General features: G+C 63.6%; 22 protein-coding genes. 14 read left to right on the top strand and 8 right to left on the bottom strand.

Translation table 11 applies throughout. The annotated features are described in order from the left end of the window. Positions 1 to 42: 42 nt before the first annotated feature. From ACTJI5_RS11510 to ACTJI5_RS11490, 5 genes are all read left to right on the top strand, one after another. Positions 43 to 1,185 (top strand): LLM class flavin-dependent oxidoreductase, encoded by a 1,143-nt coding sequence (locus tag ACTJI5_RS11510; RefSeq protein ID WP_440860408.1) that lies wholly within the window; start codon positions 43 to 45, stop codon positions 1,183 to 1,185. A 201-nt stretch (positions 1,186 to 1,386) separates the two neighbouring features. Further along, complete coding sequence (locus ACTJI5_RS11505) at positions 1,387 to 3,645, top strand: TonB-dependent receptor (protein ID WP_440860407.1); 2,259 nt, start codon at positions 1,387 to 1,389, stop codon at positions 3,643 to 3,645. Between the two features lie 64 nt (positions 3,646 to 3,709). After that, on the top strand, positions 3,710 to 4,699 hold the full coding sequence (locus ACTJI5_RS11500; protein WP_440860406.1) for a quinone oxidoreductase family protein: 990 nt from the start codon (positions 3,710 to 3,712) through the stop codon (positions 4,697 to 4,699). Further along, complete coding sequence (locus ACTJI5_RS11495) at positions 4,689 to 5,054, top strand: hypothetical protein (RefSeq protein ID WP_440860405.1); 366 nt, start codon at positions 4,689 to 4,691, stop codon at positions 5,052 to 5,054. The genes ACTJI5_RS11500 and ACTJI5_RS11495 overlap by 11 nt, the downstream gene beginning before the upstream one ends. After that, the gene (locus ACTJI5_RS11490; RefSeq protein ID WP_440860404.1) at positions 5,047 to 5,679 is read left to right on the top strand and encodes a Dabb family protein; all 633 of its coding nucleotides are present in this window, start codon (positions 5,047 to 5,049) and stop codon (positions 5,677 to 5,679) included. The genes ACTJI5_RS11495 and ACTJI5_RS11490 overlap by 8 nt, the downstream gene beginning before the upstream one ends. On the opposite strand, the gene ACTJI5_RS11485 is transcribed toward ACTJI5_RS11490, so the two are convergent. Next, a complete protein-coding gene (locus tag ACTJI5_RS11485) occupies positions 5,676 to 6,137 on the bottom strand; it encodes a nuclear transport factor 2 family protein (protein WP_439514116.1) in 462 nt (153 codons plus the stop codon). The genes ACTJI5_RS11490 and ACTJI5_RS11485 overlap by 4 nt on opposite strands. 140 nt (positions 6,138 to 6,277) lie before the next feature. Between ACTJI5_RS11485 and ACTJI5_RS11480 the strand changes: the two genes are divergently transcribed. From ACTJI5_RS11480 to ACTJI5_RS11465, 4 genes are all read left to right on the top strand, one after another. Further along, positions 6,278 to 7,081: a helix-turn-helix domain-containing protein gene (locus ACTJI5_RS11480; protein WP_440860403.1), complete on the top strand. Its 804-nt coding sequence runs from the start codon at positions 6,278 to 6,280 to the stop codon at positions 7,079 to 7,081. A 99-nt stretch (positions 7,082 to 7,180) separates the two neighbouring features. Continuing rightward, positions 7,181 to 8,599 carry a cytochrome P450 gene (locus ACTJI5_RS11475; protein ID WP_440860402.1) on the top strand — a complete coding sequence of 473 codons (1,419 nt, stop codon included), beginning with the start codon at positions 7,181 to 7,183 and terminating at the stop codon, positions 8,597 to 8,599. Next, entirely contained in the window at positions 8,599 to 8,934 is a 336-nt protein-coding gene (locus ACTJI5_RS11470) for a 2Fe-2S iron-sulfur cluster-binding protein (RefSeq protein ID WP_058539017.1), read from the top strand. The genes ACTJI5_RS11475 and ACTJI5_RS11470 overlap by 1 nt, the downstream gene beginning before the upstream one ends. 186 nt (positions 8,935 to 9,120) lie before the next feature. Further along, positions 9,121 to 11,487, top strand: a complete 2,367-nt coding sequence (locus tag ACTJI5_RS11465) for a TonB-dependent receptor (RefSeq protein WP_440860401.1) — start codon at positions 9,121 to 9,123, stop codon at positions 11,485 to 11,487. An 89-nt stretch (positions 11,488 to 11,576) separates the two neighbouring features. Here ACTJI5_RS11465 and ACTJI5_RS11460 read toward each other — a convergent pair whose 3' ends face one another. From ACTJI5_RS11460 to ACTJI5_RS11435, 6 genes are all read right to left on the bottom strand, one after another. Next, entirely contained in the window at positions 11,577 to 12,083 is a 507-nt protein-coding gene (locus ACTJI5_RS11460; protein WP_197411498.1) for an SRPBCC domain-containing protein, read from the bottom strand. 26 nt (positions 12,084 to 12,109) lie between these two features. Beyond that, entirely contained in the window at positions 12,110 to 12,823 is a 714-nt protein-coding gene (locus ACTJI5_RS11455; RefSeq protein WP_440860400.1) for an EthD domain-containing protein, read from the bottom strand. 9 nt (positions 12,824 to 12,832) lie between these two features. Then, positions 12,833 to 13,381, bottom strand: a complete 549-nt coding sequence (locus ACTJI5_RS11450) for a VOC family protein (protein WP_440860399.1) — start codon at positions 13,379 to 13,381, stop codon at positions 12,833 to 12,835. Between the two features lie 32 nt (positions 13,382 to 13,413). Then, a complete protein-coding gene (locus ACTJI5_RS11445; RefSeq protein WP_440860398.1) occupies positions 13,414 to 14,385 on the bottom strand; it encodes a flavin reductase in 972 nt (323 codons plus the stop codon). Positions 14,386 to 14,607: 222 nt separating this feature from the next. Beyond that, a complete protein-coding gene (locus ACTJI5_RS11440; RefSeq protein WP_440860397.1) occupies positions 14,608 to 15,465 on the bottom strand; it encodes a tyrosine-protein phosphatase in 858 nt (285 codons plus the stop codon). 56 nt (positions 15,466 to 15,521) lie between these two features. Further along, positions 15,522 to 17,759: a TonB-dependent receptor gene (locus ACTJI5_RS11435; protein WP_058539012.1), complete on the bottom strand. Its 2,238-nt coding sequence runs from the start codon at positions 17,757 to 17,759 to the stop codon at positions 15,522 to 15,524. A 107-nt stretch (positions 17,760 to 17,866) separates the two neighbouring features. Here ACTJI5_RS11435 and ACTJI5_RS11430 point away from each other — a divergent pair, with 107 nt between their 5' ends. Further along, complete coding sequence (locus tag ACTJI5_RS11430) at positions 17,867 to 18,517, top strand: TetR/AcrR family transcriptional regulator (protein WP_331458523.1); 651 nt, start codon at positions 17,867 to 17,869, stop codon at positions 18,515 to 18,517. Positions 18,518 to 18,563: 46 nt separating this feature from the next. Here the strand turns inward: ACTJI5_RS11430 and ACTJI5_RS11425 are convergent, their stop codons facing one another. Beyond that, positions 18,564 to 19,190 (bottom strand): TetR/AcrR family transcriptional regulator, encoded by a 627-nt coding sequence (locus tag ACTJI5_RS11425; RefSeq protein WP_058539011.1) that lies wholly within the window; start codon positions 19,188 to 19,190, stop codon positions 18,564 to 18,566. 170 nt (positions 19,191 to 19,360) lie between these two features. Between ACTJI5_RS11425 and ACTJI5_RS11420 the strand changes: the two genes are divergently transcribed. The 4 genes from ACTJI5_RS11420 to ACTJI5_RS11405 are packed head-to-tail and all read left to right on the top strand — an operon-like array spanning position 19,361 to position 24,585. Further along, positions 19,361 to 21,541: a TonB-dependent receptor gene (locus ACTJI5_RS11420; protein WP_440860396.1), complete on the top strand. Its 2,181-nt coding sequence runs from the start codon at positions 19,361 to 19,363 to the stop codon at positions 21,539 to 21,541. 11 nt (positions 21,542 to 21,552) lie between these two features. Next, positions 21,553 to 22,590: a metallophosphoesterase family protein gene (locus tag ACTJI5_RS11415; protein WP_439514126.1), complete on the top strand. Its 1,038-nt coding sequence runs from the start codon at positions 21,553 to 21,555 to the stop codon at positions 22,588 to 22,590. A gap of 55 nt (positions 22,591 to 22,645) precedes the next feature. After that, positions 22,646 to 23,431 carry an SDR family NAD(P)-dependent oxidoreductase gene (locus ACTJI5_RS11410; protein ID WP_310252487.1) on the top strand — a complete coding sequence of 262 codons (786 nt, stop codon included), beginning with the start codon at positions 22,646 to 22,648 and terminating at the stop codon, positions 23,429 to 23,431. Positions 23,432 to 23,451: 20 nt separating this feature from the next. Next, entirely contained in the window at positions 23,452 to 24,585 is a 1,134-nt protein-coding gene (locus ACTJI5_RS11405) for a tyrosine-protein phosphatase (protein WP_440860395.1), read from the top strand. Positions 24,586 to 24,696 lie beyond the last annotated feature (111 nt).

The raw sequence follows: 24,696 nt of genomic DNA, 5'->3' as shown, positions 1-24,696 counted from the left end.
TGCTCGCAAAAAACGCGGCATGACGGAGAGGATCGGACAGCCATGAAATTCTCGATCATTTACGAAGCGCAGATGGTGGACACCTCGCGCGAAAACGAAGCGCGCTGCTTCCACGAGATCGTCGAGCAATCGCTGCTCGCCGAGGCTATGGGCTTCGACACCGTCTGGGCGGTCGAGCACACCGCGCTCACCCAATATGCGCATATGTCGGCGCCCGAGACCTTCCTCGCCTTTCTCGCCGGCAAGACGACGCGGCTTGGCATCGGGCACGGCGTTGTCTGTCTGCCGCCCGCGATGAACCATCCGGTCAAGGTCGCCGAACGCATCGCGACGCTCGACATCCTGTCCAAAGGCCGCGTCCATTTCGGCATGGGCAAGGGCGGCACGCAGCAGGAGGCGGGCACCTTCGGTTATGATCTGGGCGCGCTTCAGCCGATGATCGATGAATCGATGTACCTGATCCCGAAAATCATGGTTCAGGACGAGATCGAACATGATGGCGAGTATATTCAGATCCCGCGCCGCCCAATCCATCCCAAACCGTATCAGGACCCGCACCCGCCGCTCTATATGGCGTGCACGCGCGCCGACGCGCTGACCACCGCGGGCGCGCGCGGCATCGGCGCGCTGGTGCTCGGCTTTGCGGGGCCCGACGACATCGCGAGCAAGAATGCGATTTATCGCGCCGCCTGGGCGAGCCGCAAGGCCGAGGATCAGGTCGGCTTCCGCCCGACCGAGCATCTTGCGGCGCTCTGTCCTGCGCTGGTGCTCGACGACCGCGAAAAGGCGCGAAAAATCGGTCTGCGCGGGCAGCGCTTCTTCGTCGAATCGCTGGGATACTGGTATCAGGGCGGCCCCAAGCCGACGGTCGAAGATCTGTCGGGCGATGAACAGGCGGCGATCCTTCAGCAGGAAAAGGCGGCGGTCGTCGCCTACCTTTCCGAGGAAAAGATCACCATCGGATCCGAACACACCGGCGCTTATGAGGAAGTGCAGGACGCCTATGGCACGCCCGACGACTGCATCCGCTACGTCCAGCGTCTGTTCGACGCGGGGGCCGACGAAATCCTCTTCCTTTTCCAGATGGGCGCGGTGCCGCACGATGTGATTCTGGAAACGATCCGCAACATCGGAACCCATGTGATCCCGCATTTCAGGGCGCAGGCCGCGGTCGCTGCACAATAGCGGTTTGCGTACCGCCCGGTGAGTAGCGTCGCGGGGCGGTCTCGGCGTAAGGCCATGAAATGCGACAAAAAGCCCTGACAGATAAACGCATAATATATATAAGAATGTCATTTGATGTTGAAATGCGTTCTACGGAATGTCATTTGCGATGCATAAGAGAAGCATCATCCCGGAGATGATCCGGGTCGCAGAGGGGCAATTATGAAATATTACAGGCATTTCGCGCGCACTTCGGTTGCGCTGGCGGCGCTCGTCGCGGCGCATCCGCTTCTTGCGCAGGAGCAGGCGCCCGCCGCCGAGGACACGGCGAGCGAAGCCGAATCCACCGAAATCGTCGTCACCGCGCGCCGGCGCGAGGAAAAGCTGCAGGACGTGCCGATTGCGATCACCGCGATCGGCGGCGCGCAGCTCGACTCGCGCGGCTTCGATGGTGTCACCGACGTCGGCCAGGTCGCGCCCAATCTTCAGTTCACGCCGGGGCAGGGCGGCAACAGCGGCGGCGTTTCGGCGTTCATCCGCGGCGTCGGCGAGAATGATTTCATCATCACCTCCGATCCCGCGGTCGCGCTCTATATCGACGGCGTCTATGTCGCGCGAAGCTTTGGCGCGACGACCGAGCTTCTGGGCATCGACCGGATCGAGGTGCTGCGCGGGCCGCAAGGGTCGCTGTTTGGAAAAAACACGATCGGCGGCGCGATCAGCGTCGTCTCGCGCGTGCCGACGGGTGACCGGCTCGAAGGCGACATCCGCTACGGCTCTTTCAACGATCTCCGGCTGCGCGCCAATGTCGAGGCGGGGCTGACGGACAATCTCGCGATCGGCGTCGCCGCGCTCGGCGAATGGGGCGAGGGTTGGCAGAAAGTCCCCTCGGGCAAGAATCTCGGCAATCGCAATGTCCAGGCGGGTCGGCTGACGCTGCATTATGACGCGTCGCCGATCGATGCGGTGCTGACCGTCGACGGGCTGCGCCGCCGTCAGAACAGCACGCCGCACAGCATGCTGTCCTTCACTCCGACCTTCTTCTCGGGGCTGCAATCGGGCTTCATCGCGCCGTGCTGCACTGCGCCCGGCAGCATCAACCGCACCGACACCACCGACTTCCTCAACCGCGACGATACCGATGCCGCCAACGCGACGCTGACGCTCTCGGCCGATCTGGGCGCTGGCACTTTGAAGTCGATCAGTGCCTATCGCTGGGTCCATGCGATTTTCGGGCGCGACGGCGATGCGTCGGCGGCGGTCAATTATGCGGGCGACATTCATGACGAGAGCGCGCGCCAGATCTCGCAGGAACTGCAATATGCGACCAGCCTGTTCGATCGCGGCACGCTGCTCCTCGGTGCCTATTATTTCCGCGAAAAATCGCGCGACGATACCACCCTCTATGTTGCCGACGGACTTTATCCGCGCCTGATCGCGGCGGGCTTCGATCCGGCGCTCGCGACCGCGCTCGATTTCAACATCGACTTCGCCAATCGCCAGAAGACGACCAATTACGCGCTGTTCGGCAACGCGACCTTCGACGTCACCGATGCGCTGACGCTCGAAGTCGGGGCGCGCTACACCTGGGAGAAGAAGGTCTGGGATCAGGCCGCGATGCGGATCTACAGCCAGCAGCCGCTGCTCGCGGGCATGCCTTCGTACAGGCTGAGCGAGGACTGGAAGGCGTTCACGCCGCGCGCGTCGCTCTCGTATAAATTCACCCCCGATATTCTCGGCTATGTCTCGTGGTCGCGCGGTTTCCGCAGCGGCGGCTTCAACGGGCGGCCGACGTCGGTCGAGGAAATCGGCTCCTACGATCCCGAATATCTGACGGCGTATGAGGCGGGGCTCAAGACCACGCTTGGCGGGCTCGTCACGCTGAACCTCTCGGCCTTCCGCAACGATTACAAGGATCAGCAACTGCTGATCTCGACGGTCAGCCCGAACACCGGGCTGATCGTCGTGCGCACCGACAATGCCGGCAAGTCGCGGATCCAGGGCATCGAACTCGAAGCCGACGTCCGCGTCTCGCGCGAACTGCGATTGAGCGGGGCGTTCGGCTATCTCGATGCGAAATATCTGCGCTACACCTCGGTGATCGGCGGCGTTCCGACCGACGTCAGCTTCCGCAATCCCAAGCAGGCGCCCGATCTCACCGCGAGCGGCAGCATCGTCTATTCGACCGCGCTGTCGGACCGCGTCGATGCGAGCTTCCGCCTCGACGCCGCCTACCGCAGCCTCACCTGGATCGATGTCGAGAATTCGCCGCTGATGCGCGCGCCCGATCATGCGATCCTGAACGCCAGCGCCGAATTCACGCTGCCCGCCAAAGGGCTGTCGCTCCGCCTCGCGGTCGACAATCTCACCGACAAGCGCGTGCTGACGGCGGGCTATGACGCCTCGACCAGCTTCGGCTTTGTCGAGGGCTATTATAATGATCCGCGCCGTTACTGGGTGACGCTCAGCTTCCGGCGCTGACGGGGCAGGGTTCGGCCGCGTGGCGCGGCCGGACCCTTTGCCATCGGTCGATAAGGAGAACGGCATGCGCGCGATGGTGATCAACGGGTTCGGCGGTCCCGAACAGCTTGTCTGGGGCGAGTTGCCCACGCCCGAAGCCGGCGCGGGCGAGGTGCTGATCCGGGTGATCTGCGCCGGGGTCAATCCCGCCGACTGGAAAACGCGGGTCGGCAAGCTGTCGGCCTTTATCAACTATCATTTTCCGTTTGTGCTCGGTTTCGACTTCGCCGGCATTGTCGAGGCGGTGGGCGAGGGTGTCGATGCCTTCGGTCCCGGCGACCTTGTCTTCGGCATGTCCAAACAGGGGCAGGGGCGCGATGGCTCCTACGCCGAATATTGCATCGCCGACGCGGCCTTTGTTGCGCCTTTGCCGCGCGGGTGGAGCTTCGCGCAGGCGGCCGCGCTTCCGGTGGCGGGGACGACGGCGTATGGCGGGCTTGCTGACGTCGGCGGATTGTCGGCGGGGCAGACCGTGCTCATCAACGGCGGTGCGGGCGGCGTTGGCAGCCTCGGCATCCAGATTGCGCAGGCGCTCGGTGCGCGCGTCGCGGCGACCTCAGGCCCCGACAATATGTCCTATGTCCGGGGTTTCGGCGCCGACCATGCGATCGACTATCGCGCCGGCGATGTTGTACAGGCCGTGCGGCAATGGGCGCCGGGCGGGGTCGATCTCGTTCTCGACGCGGTCGGGCTTGATACCTTGCTCTCGTCTGCCATCGACATCGTTGCGCCGGGCGGGCGCTATGTCGAAATCGCGACTTTGGTGTCGCAGGCGAGCGCCGATGAGGTCGCGCGAGCCGCCGCGAACGGGGTGAGCATCCTGTCGAACATGAACGCGGTCATGCGCCTGCCGCAGCATCTGAAGGAACTGGCCGCACTATGCGCCGCGGGTGGGGTGAAGCCGCCCGCGATCGAGATCCTGCCGCTCGGCGAAGCAGCCGAGGCGCATCGCCGCATCGAAGGGCAACATGTCCGCGGCAAGATCATCCTGGAGGTGGCATCCCATGGCGACTGATGGCACGGCGGCAGCGCCGATCGTCCATGCGATCGACGAGATCGTCGCAAAGCCCGGCGAGGGCAAGGCGCTGCTTAGCGACTATCTGGCGCGCTATGCGCCCGGCGCTCGGGCGCGCGGGATGACTTTGGAACAGATCCTTGTCAGCCCGCCGATGTGGCTCGACGATCAGTCGAACACACTCGTCTTTCGCTGGTCGCTCGCCGGCGCGGGGGCGTGGTGGCAGATGCGCTTTGTCGGCGGCAACGACCCCGACGTCGCCGCCTGGTGGGCCGATGTCGATGCGCGCGCGGTCAGTCGCCGGCGTTTCTTCGCCTCGGACCCTGCCGATATCGAAAGGCTCTGCGATGTATAAGCTGACCCGGCTCGTCACCCTGTCCGATCCCGCGAGTGTGTCGGCGTTGGCCGATGAGATACACGCGCTGGCTACGGCGCACTCCGCCTATCGCCAGCTGGTCGCACCCACCTTGGCCGGCAGCCATTTCGGCGGCGACCTCCTCGCGCATTTCGCGTTCGACGATGCCGCGAAGCGCGCCGATTTTGATGCCGCGCTCGCGCCGCTGCTCGCCGCGCCCGCGGTCGCCTCGGTCGACGGCGTCGCCTATCGGAGCGGGGAGGGTGGGAAGCCCGGTCCCGAGCTTGCGAACGGCGTCTACCGCGTGCTGCTGCTCGGCGTCGATGAAGGCACCGACCCTGCCGTCGTTGCGCGCTTCGAGGCCGAAACGCGAATGATGCCGCATTATATCTCCGCGATCCGGGGCTGGCAGTTGAGCCGGACTGAAGAGGCGGTCGGCGCGCGCCGCTGGACGCACGTCTGGGAACAGGAATATGCCGACGCCGGCGGGCTGATGGGCCCCTATATGATGCACCCCTATCACTGGGCGCGGATCGATCGCTGGTTCGACCCCGAATGTCCCGACCGCATCGTCGATGCGCGGCTCTGTCACAGTTTCTGCGGATTCGAGGGCAGGGTGATCTAGCAAAGCGAACTTGGGACTCGCGCGCTTGTCACCGCCGTTCCGCGCTTGATCGCGCAGGTGTAGATGCGCTTGCTGACCCGCCAGCCTTTGTCTGTGCGGACCAGTTCGTCGTCATATTGGCCCCACATCGAATATTGCTCGCCGGGATAGTCGCCTTGGCCGAGATGTTCGGCATAATAATGGACCTTGGCCGCCGCGGTGTCGCCGTCGATGGTGATGCGGAAATTGCCGACATTGTGATGCGTCGGCCCGCAATTCGAATCGGTGCCAAGGTTCGCGTGCATCGAGGCGATCAGGCTGACGCGGTCAGGGCTGATGACGCCCGGACCCAGCGCTTGCGTATAGTCGCCTGTCGCATCTTCCGTGAACACCTCGTGCAGATCGTCGAAGTGTTTGGTGTCGACGATTTCGCAATAACGAATGTAGACTTGCTCGATCGTCCGTTGGTCCAGCAACATTTGCAGCGATCCCATCTTCCCTCCACTGGACATCATCATTTCTCCCATGCGTATCGCCATCATGTTTGTGCATGGAAAAACGCATAGGCAAGTCGTATTGTAAAAATTATGCTGATTTGCGTAGAATTTGGAGGGTCATGATGACGACGAAAGCGGGGCTGGGCAGCCAGTCCAACTATCTGGTCGAGGCGCTGAAGCGCGTGCTGAAAGAGCGTGGGCTGACCTATGCCGATGTTGCGGCGGCGCTCGGCATCAGCCACGCCAGCGTTCGTCGGACCTTCGCGCAGCGCAGCTTCACGCTCGCGCGGATCGACGAAATCTGCGAACTCGCCGGGATCAATTTTCTCGAACTCGCGCGGCTTGCCGACGCGTCGCAGCCCGCGATGCCCGATATGCTCAGCGACGCGCAGGAGCAGGCGCTGGTCGACGATCCGCTCGCGCTCTTCTGCTTTCACCTCGCGACCGGCGGCTGGACTGTCGAACGGATCGAGAGGGATTATGGCATCGACCAGACCTTGCTGATCCCGGCGCTGATGAAGCTCGAACGCATCGGATTGATCCAGCTGCTCCCCGGCAACATCATCCGCCTGATGACCGCGCGCAGCATCAGCTGGCGCCGCGGCGGGCCGATGCGGCGTTTCTTCGACCGGCGGGTGAAGGAGGAGTTCCTCCAATATGACTTCTCGGCCAAGGGCTCGATCTGGGAGTTCGAGATCGGCGAGTTGTCCGACGCCTCGCGCATCCTGCTCGAACGCCGGCTCGTCAGCCTGTTTCGCGAAGTCCGCGACCTGATCGCGCGCGATGCCCTGCTGCCGCCCGCGGTGAAGACCAACGTCGGCTTGCTGATCGCATCGACTCCGATCCCGTTGCCGATGGTCGCGCGCGATGTCACCGCGGGCGCGTTCGGCGCCGAAAGTCGCGAACGCCGATCCTTCAAGGATTAAAATTCGCTACAATCATGCGACCCTCTCGGCGGTGCGGGGCACTGGCGCGATACCCGATCGCAAGCCGGCCCCGATGCCGGCGCGAGAGGGAGAAATTCGATGTCAGCAATCGCCATGCAGCCACCCGCGATGCGCGGCGGCGTTCCGCTCCTCGGTCACCTGACAGACTTCTTCAAGGATCCGGTCGGATTGCTGCGCCGGGGCTATCAGGAACATGGTCCGATCTATTCGTTCCGCATGGGCGGGCGGAACATGGTCGTGATGCTCGGACCCGACAATAATCGCTTTGTCTTTCAGGAAACCGACAAGCTGCTGTCGATCCGTGAATCGATGCCCTTCTTCCACAAGATGTTCTCGCCCAATTTCTACTCCTTCGCCGAGATGGAGGAGTATCTGAACCAGCGCGCGGTCATCATGCCGCGCTTCAAGGCGTCGGCGATGAAGCAATATGTGCCGGTGATGGCTGAAGAGGCGATGGCGCTCTGTCACCGGCTCGGCGACAGCGGGGAGTTCGATCTTATCTCGACCTTGGGGCCGGTCGTCATGGACATCGCGGCGCACAGCTTCATGGGGCGCGATTTCAAGCAGAAGCTGGGTCATGAATTTTTCGAGCTGTTCCGCGACTTCTCCGGCGGGATGGAATTTGTCCTGCCGCTCTGGCTCCCGACGAAGAAGATGCGTCGCAGCCAGGCCGCCAAGAAAAAGCTTCACCGAATCCTTGGCGACTGGATCAGGCGGCGGCGCGCCAACCCGGTCGAGCCTGCTGATTTTTTCCAGGACATGGTGGCATCGACCTATCCCGACGGCCGCCCGATCCCTGACGAGCTGATCATCCACATGATCCTGCTCCTCGTCTGGGCGGGGCATGAAACGACCGCGGGACAGGTCAGCTGGGCGATGATCGATATCCTCCAGAACCGCGAATATCAGGATGTGCTGCGGGGCGAGATCGGGACCATTTTGGGCTCGGCCTCGGGAGCCGATCTCAGCTGGGAACAGGCGATCGCGATGCAGAAAATGGATCTGGCGCTGCGCGAGACCGAACGGCTGCATCCCGTCGCCTTCACGATGATCCGTAAGGCGGCGGCCGATTTCGAGCGCGACGGTTATCAGGTTCGCGAAGGCGACTGGATCCTGCTCGCGCCCTCGGTCAGCCACCGGATGAGCGAAATCTTCGACCGCCCCGACGACTATGATCCCGAGCGCTTCAACACCGAACGCGCGGACAGCAAAGTCGAATCGAACAGCCTGATCGGCTTTGGCGGCGGCATGCACCGCTGCGCCGGGGTCAATTTCGCGCGGATGGAGATGAAGGCGCTGATCGCCATCCTGCTCCAGCGATACGACATGGAATTGATCGACACGCCGCGCCCGATCGCCGGTGCCGGCACCTATTGGCCCGAACAGCCGTGCCGGGTGCGCTACAAGCGCCGGACCATAGCAGCGGGCGCGCCGGCCGACCTTGATGCGGTTGCGGCGGCGGCAGGATGTCCCGCGCACGCGAAGGGTGCGAACTGATGGCCCGCGTCACCTATGTCCAGCCCGACGGGAGCGAAAAAACCTGCACCAACTTCGAGGGCATGGCGGTCATGCATCTTGCCATCGGCAACCTCGTCGACGGGATCGATGCGCTGTGCGGGGGCGTCCGCCAGTGCGGCACCTGCCACGTCTATGTTGACGATGCCTGGATCGACCGAGTCGGTCCGCCGGGCGAGGACGAGGCCATCATGCTCGATGCGCTGTCCGACGCGATCGCGGTAACAGCGGGCAGCCGGCTGAGTTGCCAGATTCATATCACCGAGGAACTGGACGGGCTGAGGGTGCATATCCCCAAAGAACAGCCCGGGGTTTGAATGAGTTAGGGGCGGTAACTGGGGCGGCTTTGCCGCCCCTTTTTTTGTCCGCGCCCCCACCCCCAAAAGGGGGTGTTGAATTACCTGCTTGCGTAGGTATGTATTGCATATATTACGCATCATGTGAAAATTGACAAAAAGTGGCGCATAATACGCCATAATTGACAAGCAGGAGGGATGGGACTGATGAAGGCACGCACACATCGCCGCACGCAGATGGCCGCCATCGCGCTGATCGCGCCCTGGATGGCCAGCGCCGCGCAAGCGCAGCAGGCCGAACAGGCGCCGCAGGCCGAGGGTGCCGCGTCCGAGGGGCTGACCGAAATCATCGTTACGGCGCAGAAGCGCGCGGAGAGCCTGCAGGACACGCCGCTCGCGATCAGTGCGATCAATGCCGAAGCCATCGAGCAGCGCGGCATCACCAGCGTCGCCGCGCTTGGCAGCGCAGCGCCCAACCTCATCATCACCGAAACGCCATCGGCGACGGCCAACCCGTCGATTTCGATCCGCGGCATCGTCGACAACGACCCGATCCTGACCGCCGATCCCGCGGTGGGGCTTTATGTCGACGGCGTCATCGTCGGCCGTTCGGCGGGCGCGCTGTTCGACATGATGGACCTCGAACGCGTCGAAATCCTCCGCGGGCCGCAGGGCACGCTCTATGGTCGCAACACGACGGGCGGTGCGGTCAACCTGATCTCGGCCAAGCCGTCGAAGGATTTCGGCGGCCGTCTGCAGGTCGGCTACGGCAGCTTCGACGAATATATGGTGAAGGCGCTGATCGACACCGGCGAACTGGGCGACACCGGTCTGGCGCTGAAGCTCGGCTATTACCACAGTCAGCGCAACGGAACCGTCGACAATCTGCTCGAACCGTCCGACAAGCGCGATCCGGGCGCGCGCAACACCGACGCCGTCCGCGCCGCGGTGCGCTTTGACAAGGGCACCGGTTTTACCGCCGACTATGTCTTTGATTCAAGCGACCGCAACGGCCGCGCCAATGCGTTCCAGCTGCGCGCGATCCGCCCCGACATCCTCCAGTATCTGAGCTTCTCGCCCGCGTTCGGCGGCACCGCGCCGCAGGTTTCGCAGGACCGGCTGTCGCAGATCCGGCTCGATCGCGACGGCAATGCGCATGACAAGGTGCAAGGTCATTCGCTGACGCTCAACCTCGAGATCGGCGATGCGACGCTGCGCTCTATCACCGGCTATCGCAAGTGGGACAATGTGAGCGACAGCTCCGATCTCGACGGAAACGGGGGGCTCGTCGGCTTCCTCGTCAGCCCGGCGATTCTGGTGCCGCCCAATGCCTTCATTCCGCAGGGCATCGGCCCGATCGACCTGTTCCACACCAGTAATGAGCGGCATCAAAAGCAGTTCAGCCAAGAATTCAACCTGATCGGCTCGATCGGCGACGAGTTCGATTATGTCCTCGGCGGCTATTATTTCCGCGAGCGCGCGACCGAGGTGAATCCGCAGGGCTTCACATTGGTCCTTCCGTCGCCGGTGCCGATCCCGATCGCGCCGGGGGTCAACCTCAATAGCTTTGGCGTCAACCTCGACACATTGTTGTCCTATCGCCACATCTCGCGGTCGGTGGCTGCGTTCAGCCAGCTCACCTGGAAACCGGCGGCGCTCGACAGCCGGCTGAGCATCACCGGCGGCATTCGCTATACCGAGGATAAGAAGCATCTGATCCAGGCGGCGCCCGCGCCGACCGCGCCGCGCGACCTGACGCGCAAGTTCAATCGTCTGAACTGGCTCGCCAATATTTCCTATGACTGGAGCGACGACATCATGACTTATGCCCGTGTGAGCACGGGGTATAAGGCGGGCGGTTTCAACGCCCGTGCGGCGGACAATAATGGCTTCAATCCCGAGGACCTCGTGTCCTATGAAATCGGGTTCAAGAGCGAGTTGTTCGATCGCCGCGTCCGCTTCAACGTCGCCGCTTTCCACGCGATCTATGACGACCTTCAGGTGCAGCAATTCCTTGCCGGCACCGGCGGGGCGGCTAGCACGACGGTCAATGCCGCGAAGGCCACCTACACCGGTATCGAGGCCGAGCTGCAGGCGCAGATCACCGATGGGCTCACCGTCGACGCGTCGTTCGGTTACACCGACCGCAAATATAAAAGATTCACCTTCGTCGATCCGATGACCGGTGTCGCCACCGACATTTCGGATGTCGCCAAGTTCCAATATTCGGCCGCGACGACCGCCAATATCGGCGCACAATATGAAACCGAACTCGGCAATTTCGGGAAATTCATCGCGCGCACCGACTGGAGCTATCGCAGCAAGGTCTATTGGCACCCGGTCAATCCGTTCAACGAGGAAATCTCCGATGGCGGGGTCGGCCTGCTGAGCGCGCGGCTATCGATCTCCGACATCGCGGTCGGCGGCGCCAAAGCTTCGATCTCGGTCTGGGGCAAGAATCTGACCAAGGAAGATTATGCGCTCTCGGGGATCGACTTCGGTTCGCTCGGCTTCGCCGGCGTCATGTACGGCGATCCGCGCAGCTTTGGCGTCGAGCTGGGCTTCAAATTCTAGAGAGCCGCATGCCATGATCTCGTGAAGCCGGGGGTCGCAAATGAGCGACCCCCGGCTTCACTGTTTTCAGTCCGGGTTGAGGCCGGAGATCACCCCGCGGTTTTGCGGTCCCGATACATCGCTTCGGCGCGGGCCTTGAGCGCATAAGCGGTGTCGTCGAAAGCGCGTTTCACCCAAGGGCCGGCAAAGCGCATCACATGAATGCCGTTGGGTCCCAGAAAGGCATCGGTCGAATGATAGGCGCAGGCATTCTCGCCCAGCGCCTCGATGACCTGATCGCGCCGCGCCGGATAGGGCCAGGCTTCGGCATGGGGAAGTTCCCATGACAGCAGCTTTCCGGGCTCGAACGCGCAGACATATTCGCAATTGGGAAAGACCGTATCGGGTTCGGTATAGCTTTTGAGCGTCATGTTGACCGGCGCGCCCATGGCGAGCGTGGATTCCGCCGCGATGCAAAAGGGGTTCCATTCGCCGTAGCGGGGCAGATCGACCAATATCTCCCAGACCACCGCGGCGGGGGCGTCGATCTCGACGCGCTCCGAGCGGACGATGGCGTCGGGATCAACATAGGTCAGCGATTCATCCTTATCACGCACGACATATCCTTTCGATTTGTGGGGCTTTAGCGGGCGAACGGCCGAATATCGAACTGGCTGGTCGGGATGCAGTCGATCCGGTCGAAATCGATGAAGCGCGCGCAGCTTTCCATCATCAGCCGCTGGTTCTCCGCGAGCTGCGCGGCGTCGCCCGCCGCGTCGAAATAGACCGCCTCGTCGGTCAGCGCGGCGGCGGGGAAGCATTCCTCCACCATCGCGACATAGGCGGGTGCGCCATAGCTCAGCGGCCGCACGATCAGATTCTGCACATATTCGAAGTTGCTTTGCGTATCGACCGCGACCGCCGAATGCTGGCGCTGCCACGCATCACGCCAGGCGTCCCAGCTCAGCCGCGGCGGCAGACCGAGAAAGACGATCTGCGAAAAGCCTTCGGTGCGCGCACCGGGCGTCGGCGGATGCTGAGTGTTGGCGATAATGGTGGATTCGCTCGCCAGCCACGCGGCATGGCGCGGCGCGGCGTCCGCGATGACCGCATCGACGGCGGCGCGTTCGGGGTCGTTCGCGCTCGGCAGCCAGAGCTGCATCACGGCATCCATCTGCGGGCGGGTCGAGGTCATGCGCGGCGAGGTGCCGTTCGCGACGCTGTCGTCCTGGACATTGACGCGCACCGCGTGCGCCAGTCCGCCGAGCCGCGGCGCGATGTCGCCCAGCAGCCGCGCGGTGAAGCGTGCGTCTTCCTCCGCGCTGTCTTTCCACAGAGCGTAAATGACCTTTTCCATGATGCTCCCTCAGGCTGCGAAGTCGAAAATGGTAACGGGGTTGCTGCCGTCCCAATCGCGGGCGGCGGCGGTCCCTGTCGTGAAGCCGTCGCGGATCATCGGGGTCGCCTCGATCAGTTCGAGCAGGATCGCGGGTTCGTCGGGGGCCTCGAGATAGGCGACGCGCGTTGCACCGCCCCCGCTCTCGGCGCTGAAGACCGGAACGAGGCCCGCGGCGGCGACATCCTTCGCGGCCGCCGCGACATCATCCACCAGCCAGGCGACATGGTGCATGCCTACGCGCACGTGGCCATTTTCGTCATGATAGGGCGAGGGGCCGGTGCCGTGCGGCGCGATCAGCTCGATCTGGGTCTCGCCTTGATACGCGAGTCCGACATCGATCCCGATCGTCGCGGGCGCGCCGCGATAGTGGCCGTCGAGTGTGACGTTGCGATAGACGGTCCAGGGCCCCACGCCCGCGAGGAGGCGCCATTGGTCGATCGCGCGATCCAGATTCTCGGTCAGCCAGGCGATCTGGGAGATCGGGCCATGCCCCGCGATTGTCCGTATCTTCTCCATCCTCGGGCATTCCTTCATTATGGGCGTCGCGTTTACGGTGTCTCCTGCGCCGCCCACGGATCAGGAAGTCCGGGATCGGTGCTGCGGATGACATGTTTGAGCAGATGCTTGAGCAGCGCGGTTTCATTCTCGTCGAAAGCGCCCAGCGCGTCCTCCTCGGCGGCCTTGGCGGCGGCGGCGAGTTCGACGAGGACACGCCGGCCGGTGTCGGTCAGCCATATCCGGTCGGGCGTATCGGTCCGGACGATGTCGCGTGCCGCGAGCGATGCGATACGATCGGGGGTGATGTGCGCGCCGGTATAGCCGATCAGACCGTCGATCTCGGTTATGGTGCGTCCGTCGTTTATTCCCAGCACGCTCAGGATGAAGTGATCGGTGGCGTCGAGATGATGATCGCGCAAGCTTTCCTGCATCCGCCCGTAGAGTTGGAAATGCGCGCGGCCGAGCAGATAGCCGAGAAAATCCTCGCCAAAACTGCCCGCGGGCTGCGCGCCGGCGTCGCAGGCGGTGAGCATCGCGGCCTTGCGCGCGGCAAGCGCGTAGCGGCCGCCATGGAAGAGCAGGGGTGCGCGGTCCTCATGGTCGAAAGCAATGACCTCGCCCACGAAGATGATGTGGTCGCCGCCCTCATATTGATAGGCGGTGCGGCACTGGAAACGCGCGGTACAGCCGGTGAGCAGCGGCACGTCGCCTGCGCCGCGCTCGATTTTGGCACCGGCGAACTTGTCCGCGCCGCGTTTGGCGAAACCGTTTGAGAGCGCCTCCTGATCGGCGGCGAGGATATGCACCGCGAAATGCGCGGCGCCCTGAAACGCCTCCATGCTCTTCGACGTGCGCGCGAGGCTCCACAGCACCATCGGCGGATCGAGCGAGACCGAGTTGAAGCTGTTGGCGGTCAGTCCGCAATCTTCGCCCGCCGCATTCCGCGTCGTGACGATCGTGACCCCGGTTGCAAACGCGCCGAGCGCGCTCCGGAATGCGATGGCATCGGGATTGGCGGCCATGACCTTTTGCTCCTCATCCGGCCGCGATCGATGGGCGGGCAGGTGTCGACCCTATCGCCCGGCCGCGGCCGCGCATCGCTCAATTGGACTAGATAGGACGCCCGGATTGCGGCGTCGGCGGGCGCGCCGCCACCCCCTTTTGGGGGAGGTCAGCCGAGAACCGCGACGCTGCGCAGGATGAAGCGGACGAGATCGGCCTGCCGGCTGACCCCGCGCCTCATTCTAGCGCAGCATCTGCTTGCGCAGCCGCTGCAAAGCCTTTGAATCCACACCGAGTTCGCGCGCCAGATAGGTGTCGACGTCGCCATAGTCCTTGCGGATCTGGTCGAAGGCGGCGTCGAGATAGGCGCGTTCGACTCCAAGCAGGGGTTTCGCAACATCGGCCGGCAACGCCGACATCGCGGCGTTCATCCCGGCATCGGCGCGCAAAGCCTCCATATCGAGCGTGCTGTTGCTCAGCAGATAATCCTCCATGATCGTGTCATAGGGAACGCCAAGCGCGCTCAGAACGAGCGCCACGCCGACGCCGGTGCGATCCTTGCCCGCGGTGCAGTTGACGATGACCGCCTTGTCGGAGGTCAAAAGCCTGTCGAACAGCATGCGATAGGACGCCGCCTGTTCCTTGGGAAAGCCTCGATAGCCCTGAATCATCACGCCGCGCATCGTTCCGGCGTCGAGCGTCGTACCTTTCGCGAACAGTGCGCCCAGATTGCCGCCCGACAGGTCATAGTCGCGCGCCCAGTAGCCGAGGCCTGAGTCCTGCATCCACGGGGTCTTGTCGGTCTGACGCTCGCGCGTCGAGCGCAAGTCAATGATCGACCCGACGCCCAGTTTGCGGACCAATGCCTGATCGTCCGCGGTGTAGCGGCCGACCGACGCCGAGCGATACAGCTTGCCCCAGGCTATCGAATGACCGTCCTTCGTCCGGTAGCCGCCGATGTCGCGGAAATTGTCGCCGCCGGCGAGCGCGATCTCGCGCGTCCTGGTCGTCGCGGGATCGGTGTGCGCCGCCGTGGGCGCATGCTGAGCGATCGCCATCGTCGGCGTGAGCAACAGCAGCCCGAATAATGCCTTTTTCATGTCCTTTTCTCCCGCAATTGCCCGGCGACGGAAAAGCCGCCGCCGGGCTGGGTTCTTCAGAATTTTACCCGGGCTTCGAGACCATAGGTTCGCGGCTCGTTATAGAGCGTTGCGGTGGTCCTGCCGGGGATGCGGAAATCGAAGAGATTGTAGGTCGCGTTGGTCAGATTCTTGCCCCACAACGCGACTTCCAGCTCGCCGACGCCGCCGAGATCGATGTCGCCCAGCGTCAGCCTGCCATTGAGCAGCAACGCCTTGTCCGCCTTGACCGTCACCGTGCCGTTGGGGATGTAATTCCCGGCGGTATCGAGGCCGACATAGGCACGCAGCTCGCCAAAGGAAAAAGCGGGAAAGACATAGTCGGCCGAAAAGGACGCCGCATGTTTCGGAGTGAAGGCGGACGATGCCTGTTCGATCACTCCGGTGAATATATTCTGCACGGGTGTGGGCGGGGCGTCGGTGTAGACATAGTTCGCCGACAGCGACAGGCCGCGCACCGGAACGAGCGTGATATCGGCCTCGATCCCCTTGATCTTGCGCTTTTCGGGCGCGTTGACCGTTTCGGTATTCGATATGAAAACGGGATTCAGGAAATCCACCTGCTGGTTCGAGAGGCGGCTCATATAGGCGGCGATGTTGACGCGCAGCCGACGGTCGAACAGGTCGGCCTTGACCCCCGCTTCCCACGCCGTCAGTTCCTCCTCGCCAAAGGTGCGCAATATCACCGAGCGCGTGTTGGCGCCGCCGGCGCGATAGGCCCGGCTCCATTTCACATAGGCGTTGATGTCCTCGCTGAAGTCATAGGCGATCGTCGCCATCGGATCGATGCGGCTCGAATCGAAGACGAAATCCAGGTTCGGGTTCACCCCCGCGATGAACAGAAGGCGGCCGTCCTTATGATCGTCGGTGTAGCGCGCGCCGGCGGTAATATGCAGCCCGCGCAGCGCTTCGGGCGACCAGGTCGCCTGCCCGAACAGCGCCTTGGATTTGACATCGACCTGCGCCGCGCGATCGGGAAGCCGGGTCGCGCCGCCATCAGGCGACGGCGCGGGGAAGAAATTGACCCCGGTCAGCGTCGAATTGAGCGTTCCCAGCGAATAGACGATCGCCTCGTCCTGGCCCTCTTCCTCGAAATAATAGGCGCCGACGACGAATTTCAGTTCGCCGACATCGCCGACGAGCTGGACCTCCTGGCTGAACTGGTTCTGCTTCACATTGGCATAGCTCAGGCGGGCGAAGCGGCGGTTCGGCCCCCAGGTCGTGTTCGATCCCTCGTCGGTGTCGAGCTGGGTCGAATCGAGATTGCGCCAGGCCGAGATCGAGCGGATCGTCAGCGCGTCGCTGACATCCCATTCGGCGGTGAGGCTGTGCCCCTTGGCCTCCTGCGGATTGCGGAAGACGGGGAAACCGAAGCGCCCGGTTCGCACACGGCCGGTATCGAGCTTGATGAAGGATGGCGTGACCGCGGGCGACTGCGTCGAAGCCGTGATGTAATGATAATAGCCCGTCGATTTGTCGCGTGAGAGATCATAGGCATAGAGCAGCGACAGATTGTCGGCCAGGCGCCAGAGCGCCGAGATTTTGAAGCCGTATCGCTTGACCTCGCCATAGTCGAGCGCGCTGCCCAGCGGATTTTCCACCAGTCCGCCGCGCCCCTCGAACACCCCGTCGACCTTGACGCTGAGGCCCGCCGCTTCGGGCAGGTTGACGTGCGCGGCGAACGAGCGGCCGCGGTAGTTGCCGATGCCCGCCTTGAGGTCGACGCTCGCTTCACCTGTCGGTTTTTTGGACACCACGCTGATCGCGCCGCCGATCGTGTTGCGGCCGAAGAGCGTGCCCTGCGGCCCGCGCAACACCTCGATGCGTTCGATGTCGGCAAGCTCCATGCCGAGCCCGGACACGCGGCCCAGATAGACGCTGTCGATATAGATGCCGACCGTGGGATCACGGCTGACCTGTGTGGCATCGACCGGGACGAGGCCGCGCATGCCGATGCTGACGGCTGAGACGCGGCCGACGAAGGGCGCGATGCGGATCGACGGGATCGCGCCGGTGAAGAGGTCAGACAGCGAGCCGATGCCCTTTTCTTCGAGCGTCTCTGCGCTCAGCGCCACCATCGAGATCGGCGTGTCCTGAAGATTTTCTTCACGCTTCTGGGCGGTCACCACGATGTCGGCGACACCGATATTCTCGCTCTCCGTGCTTTCCTGCGCGGTCGCGGGCGTTGCCGCGAGCCAGGTCGCGGCCGAGGCCGCGAGTGCGATACGTGACAGGCGCAATCCTTCTATCGACATATGCTCTCCCTCCCGTTTTGCGCGGATATTTGTTCCCGCGTCGACTCACCTACTAATGAGTAGGTGAATTTGTAATCGGGGAAGGGAGATTTGCAAGCGGCATTCGGATGCGCCAAATAGCGGCGATGCATATGACGATTCCGATCCCGTCGACGCGCAAGGAGCGCGCGGATGCGACCCGCGAGGCCATCCTGCACGAAGCCGAACGGGTGTTTGCCGCGACAGGCTTCAGGGCCGCGCGCCTCGAGGATATGGCCGATGCGGTCGGCATTCGCCGGCCGTCGCTGCTTCATCATTTCTCGACGAAAAAGATGCTGTACGACGCCGTCGAGCAGCGCATTTTCGAGGCTATGCACATGGCTTGCGAGGCGCGAACCGCGGATGTCGAGGATCCGACCGCCAAGTTGCTCGCCCATCTGGACGCCTGGCTCGACTTCTTCGTCGGTCGCCCGACGGCCGCCCGAATTCTTCAGCGCCTCGTTGCCGATACCGCCGTTCAGCAGGGCAACCCGATGGAGTTCTCTTCTGTCGCGCTAGAAGACATGGACCGGACGCTGGCTTATGGCATCGCGCAGGGTGTGTTTGTCCCGCTTTCGACGATGACCTTTATCAACGGCGTGGCTGGCGGCATTCTCTTCTTCGTCTGCAACAGCCGTCAGGTCGGCGAACAGCGGCGTTATGAACCGTCCGATCCGGCGGATCAGGCGGTCTTCAGGACTTTGCTGCACAAGCTCGCACGCGCCGCCGTGCTGCCCTGACACCGGTGTTGGCCGGGTAACGGCAAAAGCCGCCTTGCCATGGCGTTTAGCCGGGCGTGGCCGGGGCGACGGCTGCGCGGGTCAGCAAGTGAAGCAGCTCGCGGAAACTTTCGAGTTCCGCGGGGTCGGCGGCGTCGTAGCTGCGGTTGGAGCCAAGTTGCTTGCTGTTGCACACGTAGAAGAGCGAGCTCGACCCCACCGCGTTGACGACATGCATCGGCGGCAGCGGACGAAAGTCGCCGACGGCCACGCCCTCGTTCACCACGATCTCGACATCGCGCAGCAATATGTTCGAGAATTGCGTGGGGTCGCCGCGGCGTGGTGAGACGTCGGCGACGAGGCGTTGGATGATCCGCGCCGCGGTCGGCCGCGCGACGAGGAAGTCGAGCCACCCGTCGAGCAGCGCGAGCAGCTTGTCGATCGGCTTGTCGTGCAGTGCGATGTGGCCGAGTGCTTCGCGGTGCATGGAGGCGAAGATGTCCTCCTCGACCGCGTCATAAAGCTCCTGCTTGTTCGAGAAATAATAAACGATCGACGGGCGGCGGATGCCGACCGCGGCGGCGACGTCCTCCAGCCGTGCCGTGGTGAAGCCGACCTCGGCGAAAACCGTCTCGGCCGCCTCGAGGATTGCCTGACGCGTCGCTTCGCCGCGCGCGTGCCTGATGGGCTTCATGCTCAATGCTCAAAAACCTTTCGTGTCAGCGCCTGTGAAGCGCGCTCCCTTTTGGCGCAATCAAATCCTGCTTGCAATCTACCTGCATGAAGGTAGAAATCTACCTACACGAAGGTAGAATCGTGAAACGAGGCGATCGCTCGCCCGAATGTTCGATGGAGGGGATTACGATGAATAAGGTTTCCGGGCCGCGGGTCCGTCTGCTGCTTTGCACGCTCGCGATGACCGCGGCGCATCCCGTTTTGGCGCAGACCGCCGATGCCGCACCCGACGAGGCGTCGGGCCTTGGCGAAATCGTCGTCACCGCACAGAAGCGCGAGGAATCGCTTCAGGACACCCCGATCTCGATCGCCGCCTTCACCGCCGGCGATCTGGAGACCCGGGGGATCAGCGGGCTCACCGACCTACGCGCCAACGTGCCCAATCTTCAGCTTACTCCGCACCCCAACAGCGCCGCGACGACGCAGATCTTCATGCGCGGCGTCGGCCTGAGCGACGACCAGATCACGCAGGATGCCGGCGTCGCGGTCTATATGGACGGCGTCTATGTCGCGCGCAGCCAGGGGCAGGCGCTCGAAGTCGCCGAGCTTGAGCGCGTCGAGGTGCTGCGCGGGCCGCAAGGCACGCTCTATGGTCGCAACGCAACGGGCGGCGCGATCAACTTCATCACCAAAAAGCCCGAACTCGGCGATTTCGGCTTCAAGGGGCAGGTGACGCTCGGCAACTACGACAATCGCCGCTTCAAGGCCGCGGTCAATGTGCCGATCGGCAGCACGCTGGCGGCGCGCTTTTCCTACGCGAACATCCAGCAGGACGGCTTCGTCAAGAACCCCGGCACCGGGGTGAAGCGCTGGGGCGACAAGGATCGCCAGGCGATGCGCGCCGATGTGTTGTGGCAACCCGCCGACGCGATCAGCCTGCGCTACAGCTATGATCGTTCGGAGATTCAGGACACGCCGATCTTCGTCGCTTTCTCGCCGCTGCATCCGCTGAAGGCGCCGCGCCCCAAGGCCGGCAGCCCGCTGGTCGGCGACCTGCTCGCCAATGACGTGACGTCGGAGGGGCACAGCCTGATCGGCGAGTGGAACGCCGCCGAATCGCTCACGATCCGCTCGATCACGGGGTATCGCAAGCTCGATAACTTCCAGAATCAGGATTATCTGACGGGCGTGCTCGGCCCGACGCCGCTTCAGAAGAACAGCAGCCGCGCCACACAGGATCAGTGGAGCCAGGAGCTTCAGTTTGTCGGCGACGCGCTCGATCGCCAGCTCGAATATGTCGTCGGCGGCTATTGGTTCTCCGAAGAGGGCGACAATTTCAGCAACAGCTTCAGCCCGCCGACACGGACGCGCAGCTTCACGACCACCACGATCGCGAACGAGTCCTGGGCGCTATTCGGGCAGGTGACCTATTCCCCCGAATGGCTCGACCGGCGTCTTCACCTGACGGTCGGTGCGCGCCAGAGCTGGGACAAGCGCGAAGCGACGCTCGCACGCCAGACGCAGGTCAATAATGGCCCGATCGTGCCGGTGCCCGGCGTTGGCGACGGCAGCCGAAAGTTCAAGGATTTCAGCCCCAGCGTCATTCTCGCCTACGACCTCGCCGAAAATGTGAATGTCTATGGCAAGGTGGTGAAGGGCTATAAGTCCGGCGGGTATAATACCCGCGCCAGCTCGATCCCGCGCTTCAACCAGGGGTTCGATTCGGAAACGCTCTGGTCCTACGAACTCGGCATGAAAAGCCAGTTCCTCGACAACAAGCTGCGCTTCAACGTCGCGGCCTTCCAGTCGAAGTACAAGGACATCCAGATCAACGTGCAGTCCGATCCGACCAATGTCCGGATCACCGACGTGCTCAACGCGGGCAAGGCGACGGTGAAGGGCATCGAGGCCGATCTGACGCTCGCGCCCGTTCGCGCGCTGCGTTTCTCGATCAACTACGGCTATCTTGATGCGCAATATGACGAGATCGTCGACGCGACGGGCAACGACATTTCGGCCAATTTCCGCTTCTCCAACGCGCCGAAACACTCGCTGGGGCTGGACGTCAACTATGATCTGCCGACGACGCCGGTTGGGACATTTTCGACCAATGTGAACTACACGATGCAGAGCGACAAGTACGTCAGCTCGAGCATCTCGGGCGGCAAATTTATCGTTGGCGACTATGGCCTGCTCAACGCGCGGCTGACGTTGGCCGATATTCCGGGCGTGGACGGCCTTCGTGTCGCTCTGTGGGGCCGCAACCTCACCGACAAGGAATATTATGTCACGCAGTTCAACATCGGCCGCCCCGGCGCGCTGTTTGGCGAACCGCGCACCTATGGTGTCGATCTGAGCTTCGAATTCTAAGGGGATTCGCGATGCGATATGCGGCCTTGCTGCTCGGCGGCGTGCTCGCCCTCTCGCTGTCCGGCGTCGCCATCGGCGCCGGGCAAGGGGCGAAAGACTTTCGCGCGGGCACGCCCGGCGTCGCCCGCACGCAAAAGGATTTCGCGGGCGGCGCCGATGAGTTTCGCTTCGTCGTCATCGGCGACCGCACCGGCAAGCATCGCCCCGGGGTGTTCGAGGATGCGATGGACAAGGTCGAGGCACTGCGCCCCGATTTCGTCATCAACATCGGCGACCTCATCGAGGGCAATAGCGAGGATCGGGCGCAGCTCGGCAAGGAATGGGACGAGGTCAATGCCGCGATCGACCGGCTGAGCGTTCCCTTCTTCTATGTGCCCGGCAATCACGACCTGACCAACGAGGTGCAGCGGAGCGAATGGCGCAAGCGTCTGGGCGCCGACTATTACAGCTTCACCTACAAGGGCGCGCTGTTCCTCGTCCTCAACACCGAGGATCCGCCCCAGCCGAAAATCGCGCGGGCGAAACTGGTCGAGCAATATGGCGCCGATGCGATGATGTCGGTGTTCAAGGCGATCAACGGCGATCCCGCAAAGGCCGAGGCGCTGTTCGCGAGCGACCCGAAGCTGGCCGAGCTGGCGGGCAAGTTCCGCGCTTCGGAGAATGTCGCGTTCAGCGCCGATCAGGTGAAGATGGTCCGCGAGGCGCTGGCGAAAAGCCCCAAGGCGCGCTGGACCTTCGTGCTCATGCATCGGCCGGCGTGGAAGGTCGATTCGCCGGCATTCCGCGAGATCGAGGGGCTGCTCAAGGGCCGTCCCCACACCATGCTCGCGGGGCATTACCACAAATATGCCTATGAAGCGCGCGGCGGCCACGATTATATCCAGCTCGGTACGACGGGCGGCATACCGGGGGGCGCGCCAGACGATCCCGCGGTCGTCGATCATGTGATGTGGGTTTCGGTCGCCGGTGGCGCACCGCGCGTCAGCAATTTGAAGCTCGACGGTTTTTTCGGAAAGCAGGGGCCGTCACCGGTCGCGCCGGCCCGATGACACGGATAATCGGCGCAGAAATTAGAATGGCCCGCATCATGGAGATTGTTCCACAATGACGTTTACTGATCTTTCGCCCGCGCTCGGCGCGCCCGGGACCGCCGTCATCGTCACCGGGGGGGCGTCCGGGATCGGGCTCGCCTCGGCGCGCGCGCTGGCTGCGGTTGGCCGGGCGGTTGCGCTCTGGGATATCAATGCCGGCAAGGCCGAGGCCGAGGCCGCGGCGATCACGCGGGAATTCGGCGCAAAGGCCATCGGCCTAGGCGTCGATCTCACCGATCTGGACGCCTATCCGGCCGCGATCGCCGCCAGCCGCGATGCGCTCGGTGCGCTGGGCGGGCTCGTCCACGCCGCGGGCATCGTCGACACCGCCTCGCTGGAAGGAATCACGCCCGAAAGCTGGGCGGCAGGCATCAACACGCACCTGCGTCCGCTCGCGCTGCTGACGCAGCAGCTCCACGGCGACTTTGCCGCCAATCCGGGGTCGGCGGTGGTCGCGATCACCTCGATCAACGCGACGCTCGGTAACGCGATGAACCCGATCTACAGCGCGGCCAAGGGCGGGATGCTCTCGCTCGTCCGCTCGCTCGCCGACCGGCTGGCGCGCGACAAGATCCGGATCAATTCGGTGTCGCCCGGCCAGATCATGACGCCGATGATGAAGCCCGCGGTCGACAATTTGCCCGAGGGCTTTTTCGAAAAACGGATCCTGCTCGAACGCATCGGCGTGCCCGAGGAAATCGGACGCGTGGTGCGCTTCCTGCTCTCGAACGAAGCGAGCTACATCACCGCCGCCGAACTCGTCGTCGATGGCGGCAACATCTCGTCGCAGCGCGGCTGAGCGCAGGAAGGAAGCTGAAAATGCGGAATGACGATCACCGGATGTGGCGGGCGGCGCTTGCAGCCGCATTGGTCCTGACGCTGCCGGCATGTGCGACGGTCGACAAGCGGCCGGTCGCCGGCGCGGTTGCCGAACAGCCGGGCGTCATTCCCTTCACTGCCGCCAGCGTATCGGCGGATGGCACGATCAACTGGTCGGCCCCGGGCGCGGGCCGGGTGACGGTGTATGCGGGCACCGATTCCGCAGTGAGCGACCGGACGAAACCGGTGGGACAGGGCGATGCTACGGGCAGTATCCACGTTTCGGGCCTTGCCCCCGGCAAGCGCTGGTTTTTCGCGCTCGTTCCCGATCATGGCGCGCCGCTGGTCATCGCCGACCGCGGGCTTCACCTGGGGACGGTCCCCAATTTGCGCGATATCGGCGGCTATCGCACGGCCGACGGCCGCTGGGTGAAGATGGGAATGATCTACCGTTCGGATCAGCTCGACCGCCTCAGCGATAGCGACCTCGGTGCGATGGGCGATCTGGGCCTCGCGCTCGTCGCCGATCTGCGCACCGCAAGCGAACGCAGCCATGAACCCGATCGTCTGCCCGCTGGCGCCGAGCATCTCTTGCTCGACGTCGTCGCGGACAGCAAGGGCAGCGTCGGCGGCGACATGCGTCAGGCGATGGCAACGATCGCGGCGGGCAAGGGCGCGGAGATGCTGACCGAGGCGAACCGCGATTTCGTCTCGTTGAACAGCGCGCGCAGCGCCTATCGCACGCTGCTCTCCCGCATCAGTGCAGAAGGCGCCGGACCGACGCTATATCACTGCACCTCCGGCAAGGACCGCACGGGCTGGGCGAGCGCGGTGATCCTGACCCTCCTCGGCGTGCCGCGCGAAACGGTGATGGCCGATTATCTTGCCAGCAACGACTATCTGCGCGCCAAGAACGAAGCGACAATCGCCATGCTCGCCCGATTGCCGACGCCGATCGCGCGGGAAAATCTCGAGCCGGTCTTGACCGTGCGCGCCGCCTACATCGAGGCGGCCTTTGCCGAAGTCGATAAGCGCTATGGCTCGTTCGACCTCTATGTTCGCGAGGGGATTGGCCTGGATGATGCCGCGATCGACCGGCTTCGCACGACCTTGCTGGCGGGGGCGCCGCAATAGCCGCCGTGTTTGCGTCCGGCTCTGCACAGCAGGCAGCATTTGGCGTTCACCAGAAAACGGCCATGTTTCGTGGTCCAAATTAGCAAAATATAAGCGGACGCTCGGACTCGG

Source organism: Sphingopyxis sp. 22461, from assembly GCF_052044915.1.
Taxonomy (GTDB): Bacteria; Pseudomonadota; Alphaproteobacteria; order Sphingomonadales; family Sphingomonadaceae; genus Sphingopyxis.
Note: the sequence above shows the minus strand (reverse complement) of the source record. Positions and strands in the feature narration are given on the sequence as shown.

Bases quoted from the DNA above. Each gene is read 5' to 3' on its own strand.
- ACTJI5_RS11445 (WP_440860398.1), bottom strand. From the start codon at position 14,385: ATGGCCGCCAATCCCGATGCCATCGCATTCCGGAGCGCGCTCGGCGCG.
- ACTJI5_RS11510 (WP_440860408.1), top strand. From the start codon at position 43: ATGAAATTCTCGATCATTTACGAAGCGCAGATGGTGGACACCTCGCGC.
- ACTJI5_RS11450 (WP_440860399.1), bottom strand. From the start codon at position 13,381: ATGGAGAAGATACGGACAATCGCGGGGCATGGCCCGATCTCCCAGATC.
- ACTJI5_RS11505 (WP_440860407.1), top strand. From the start codon at position 1,387: ATGAAATATTACAGGCATTTCGCGCGCACTTCGGTTGCGCTGGCGGCG.
- ACTJI5_RS11435 (WP_058539012.1), bottom strand. From the start codon at position 17,759: ATGTCGATAGAAGGATTGCGCCTGTCACGTATCGCACTCGCGGCCTCG.
- ACTJI5_RS11455 (WP_440860400.1), bottom strand. From the start codon at position 12,823: ATGGAAAAGGTCATTTACGCTCTGTGGAAAGACAGCGCGGAGGAAGAC.
- ACTJI5_RS11425 (WP_058539011.1), bottom strand. From the start codon at position 19,190: ATGAAGCCCATCAGGCACGCGCGCGGCGAAGCGACGCGTCAGGCAATC.
- ACTJI5_RS11410 (WP_310252487.1), top strand. From the start codon at position 22,646: ATGACGTTTACTGATCTTTCGCCCGCGCTCGGCGCGCCCGGGACCGCC.
- ACTJI5_RS11440 (WP_440860397.1), bottom strand. From the start codon at position 15,465: ATGAAAAAGGCATTATTCGGGCTGCTGTTGCTCACGCCGACGATGGCG.
- ACTJI5_RS11415 (WP_439514126.1), top strand. From the start codon at position 21,553: ATGCGATATGCGGCCTTGCTGCTCGGCGGCGTGCTCGCCCTCTCGCTG.
- ACTJI5_RS11495 (WP_440860405.1), top strand. From the start codon at position 4,689: ATGGCGACTGATGGCACGGCGGCAGCGCCGATCGTCCATGCGATCGAC.
- ACTJI5_RS11480 (WP_440860403.1), top strand. From the start codon at position 6,278: ATGACGACGAAAGCGGGGCTGGGCAGCCAGTCCAACTATCTGGTCGAG.
- ACTJI5_RS11490 (WP_440860404.1), top strand. From the start codon at position 5,047: ATGTATAAGCTGACCCGGCTCGTCACCCTGTCCGATCCCGCGAGTGTG.
- ACTJI5_RS11485 (WP_439514116.1), bottom strand. From the start codon at position 6,137: ATGTTGCTGGACCAACGGACGATCGAGCAAGTCTACATTCGTTATTGC.
- ACTJI5_RS11475 (WP_440860402.1), top strand. From the start codon at position 7,181: ATGTCAGCAATCGCCATGCAGCCACCCGCGATGCGCGGCGGCGTTCCG.
- ACTJI5_RS11430 (WP_331458523.1), top strand. From the start codon at position 17,867: ATGCGCCAAATAGCGGCGATGCATATGACGATTCCGATCCCGTCGACG.
- ACTJI5_RS11405 (WP_440860395.1), top strand. From the start codon at position 23,452: ATGCGGAATGACGATCACCGGATGTGGCGGGCGGCGCTTGCAGCCGCA.
- ACTJI5_RS11470 (WP_058539017.1), top strand. From the start codon at position 8,599: ATGGCCCGCGTCACCTATGTCCAGCCCGACGGGAGCGAAAAAACCTGC.
- ACTJI5_RS11420 (WP_440860396.1), top strand. From the start codon at position 19,361: ATGAATAAGGTTTCCGGGCCGCGGGTCCGTCTGCTGCTTTGCACGCTC.
- ACTJI5_RS11465 (WP_440860401.1), top strand. From the start codon at position 9,121: ATGAAGGCACGCACACATCGCCGCACGCAGATGGCCGCCATCGCGCTG.
- ACTJI5_RS11500 (WP_440860406.1), top strand. From the start codon at position 3,710: ATGCGCGCGATGGTGATCAACGGGTTCGGCGGTCCCGAACAGCTTGTC.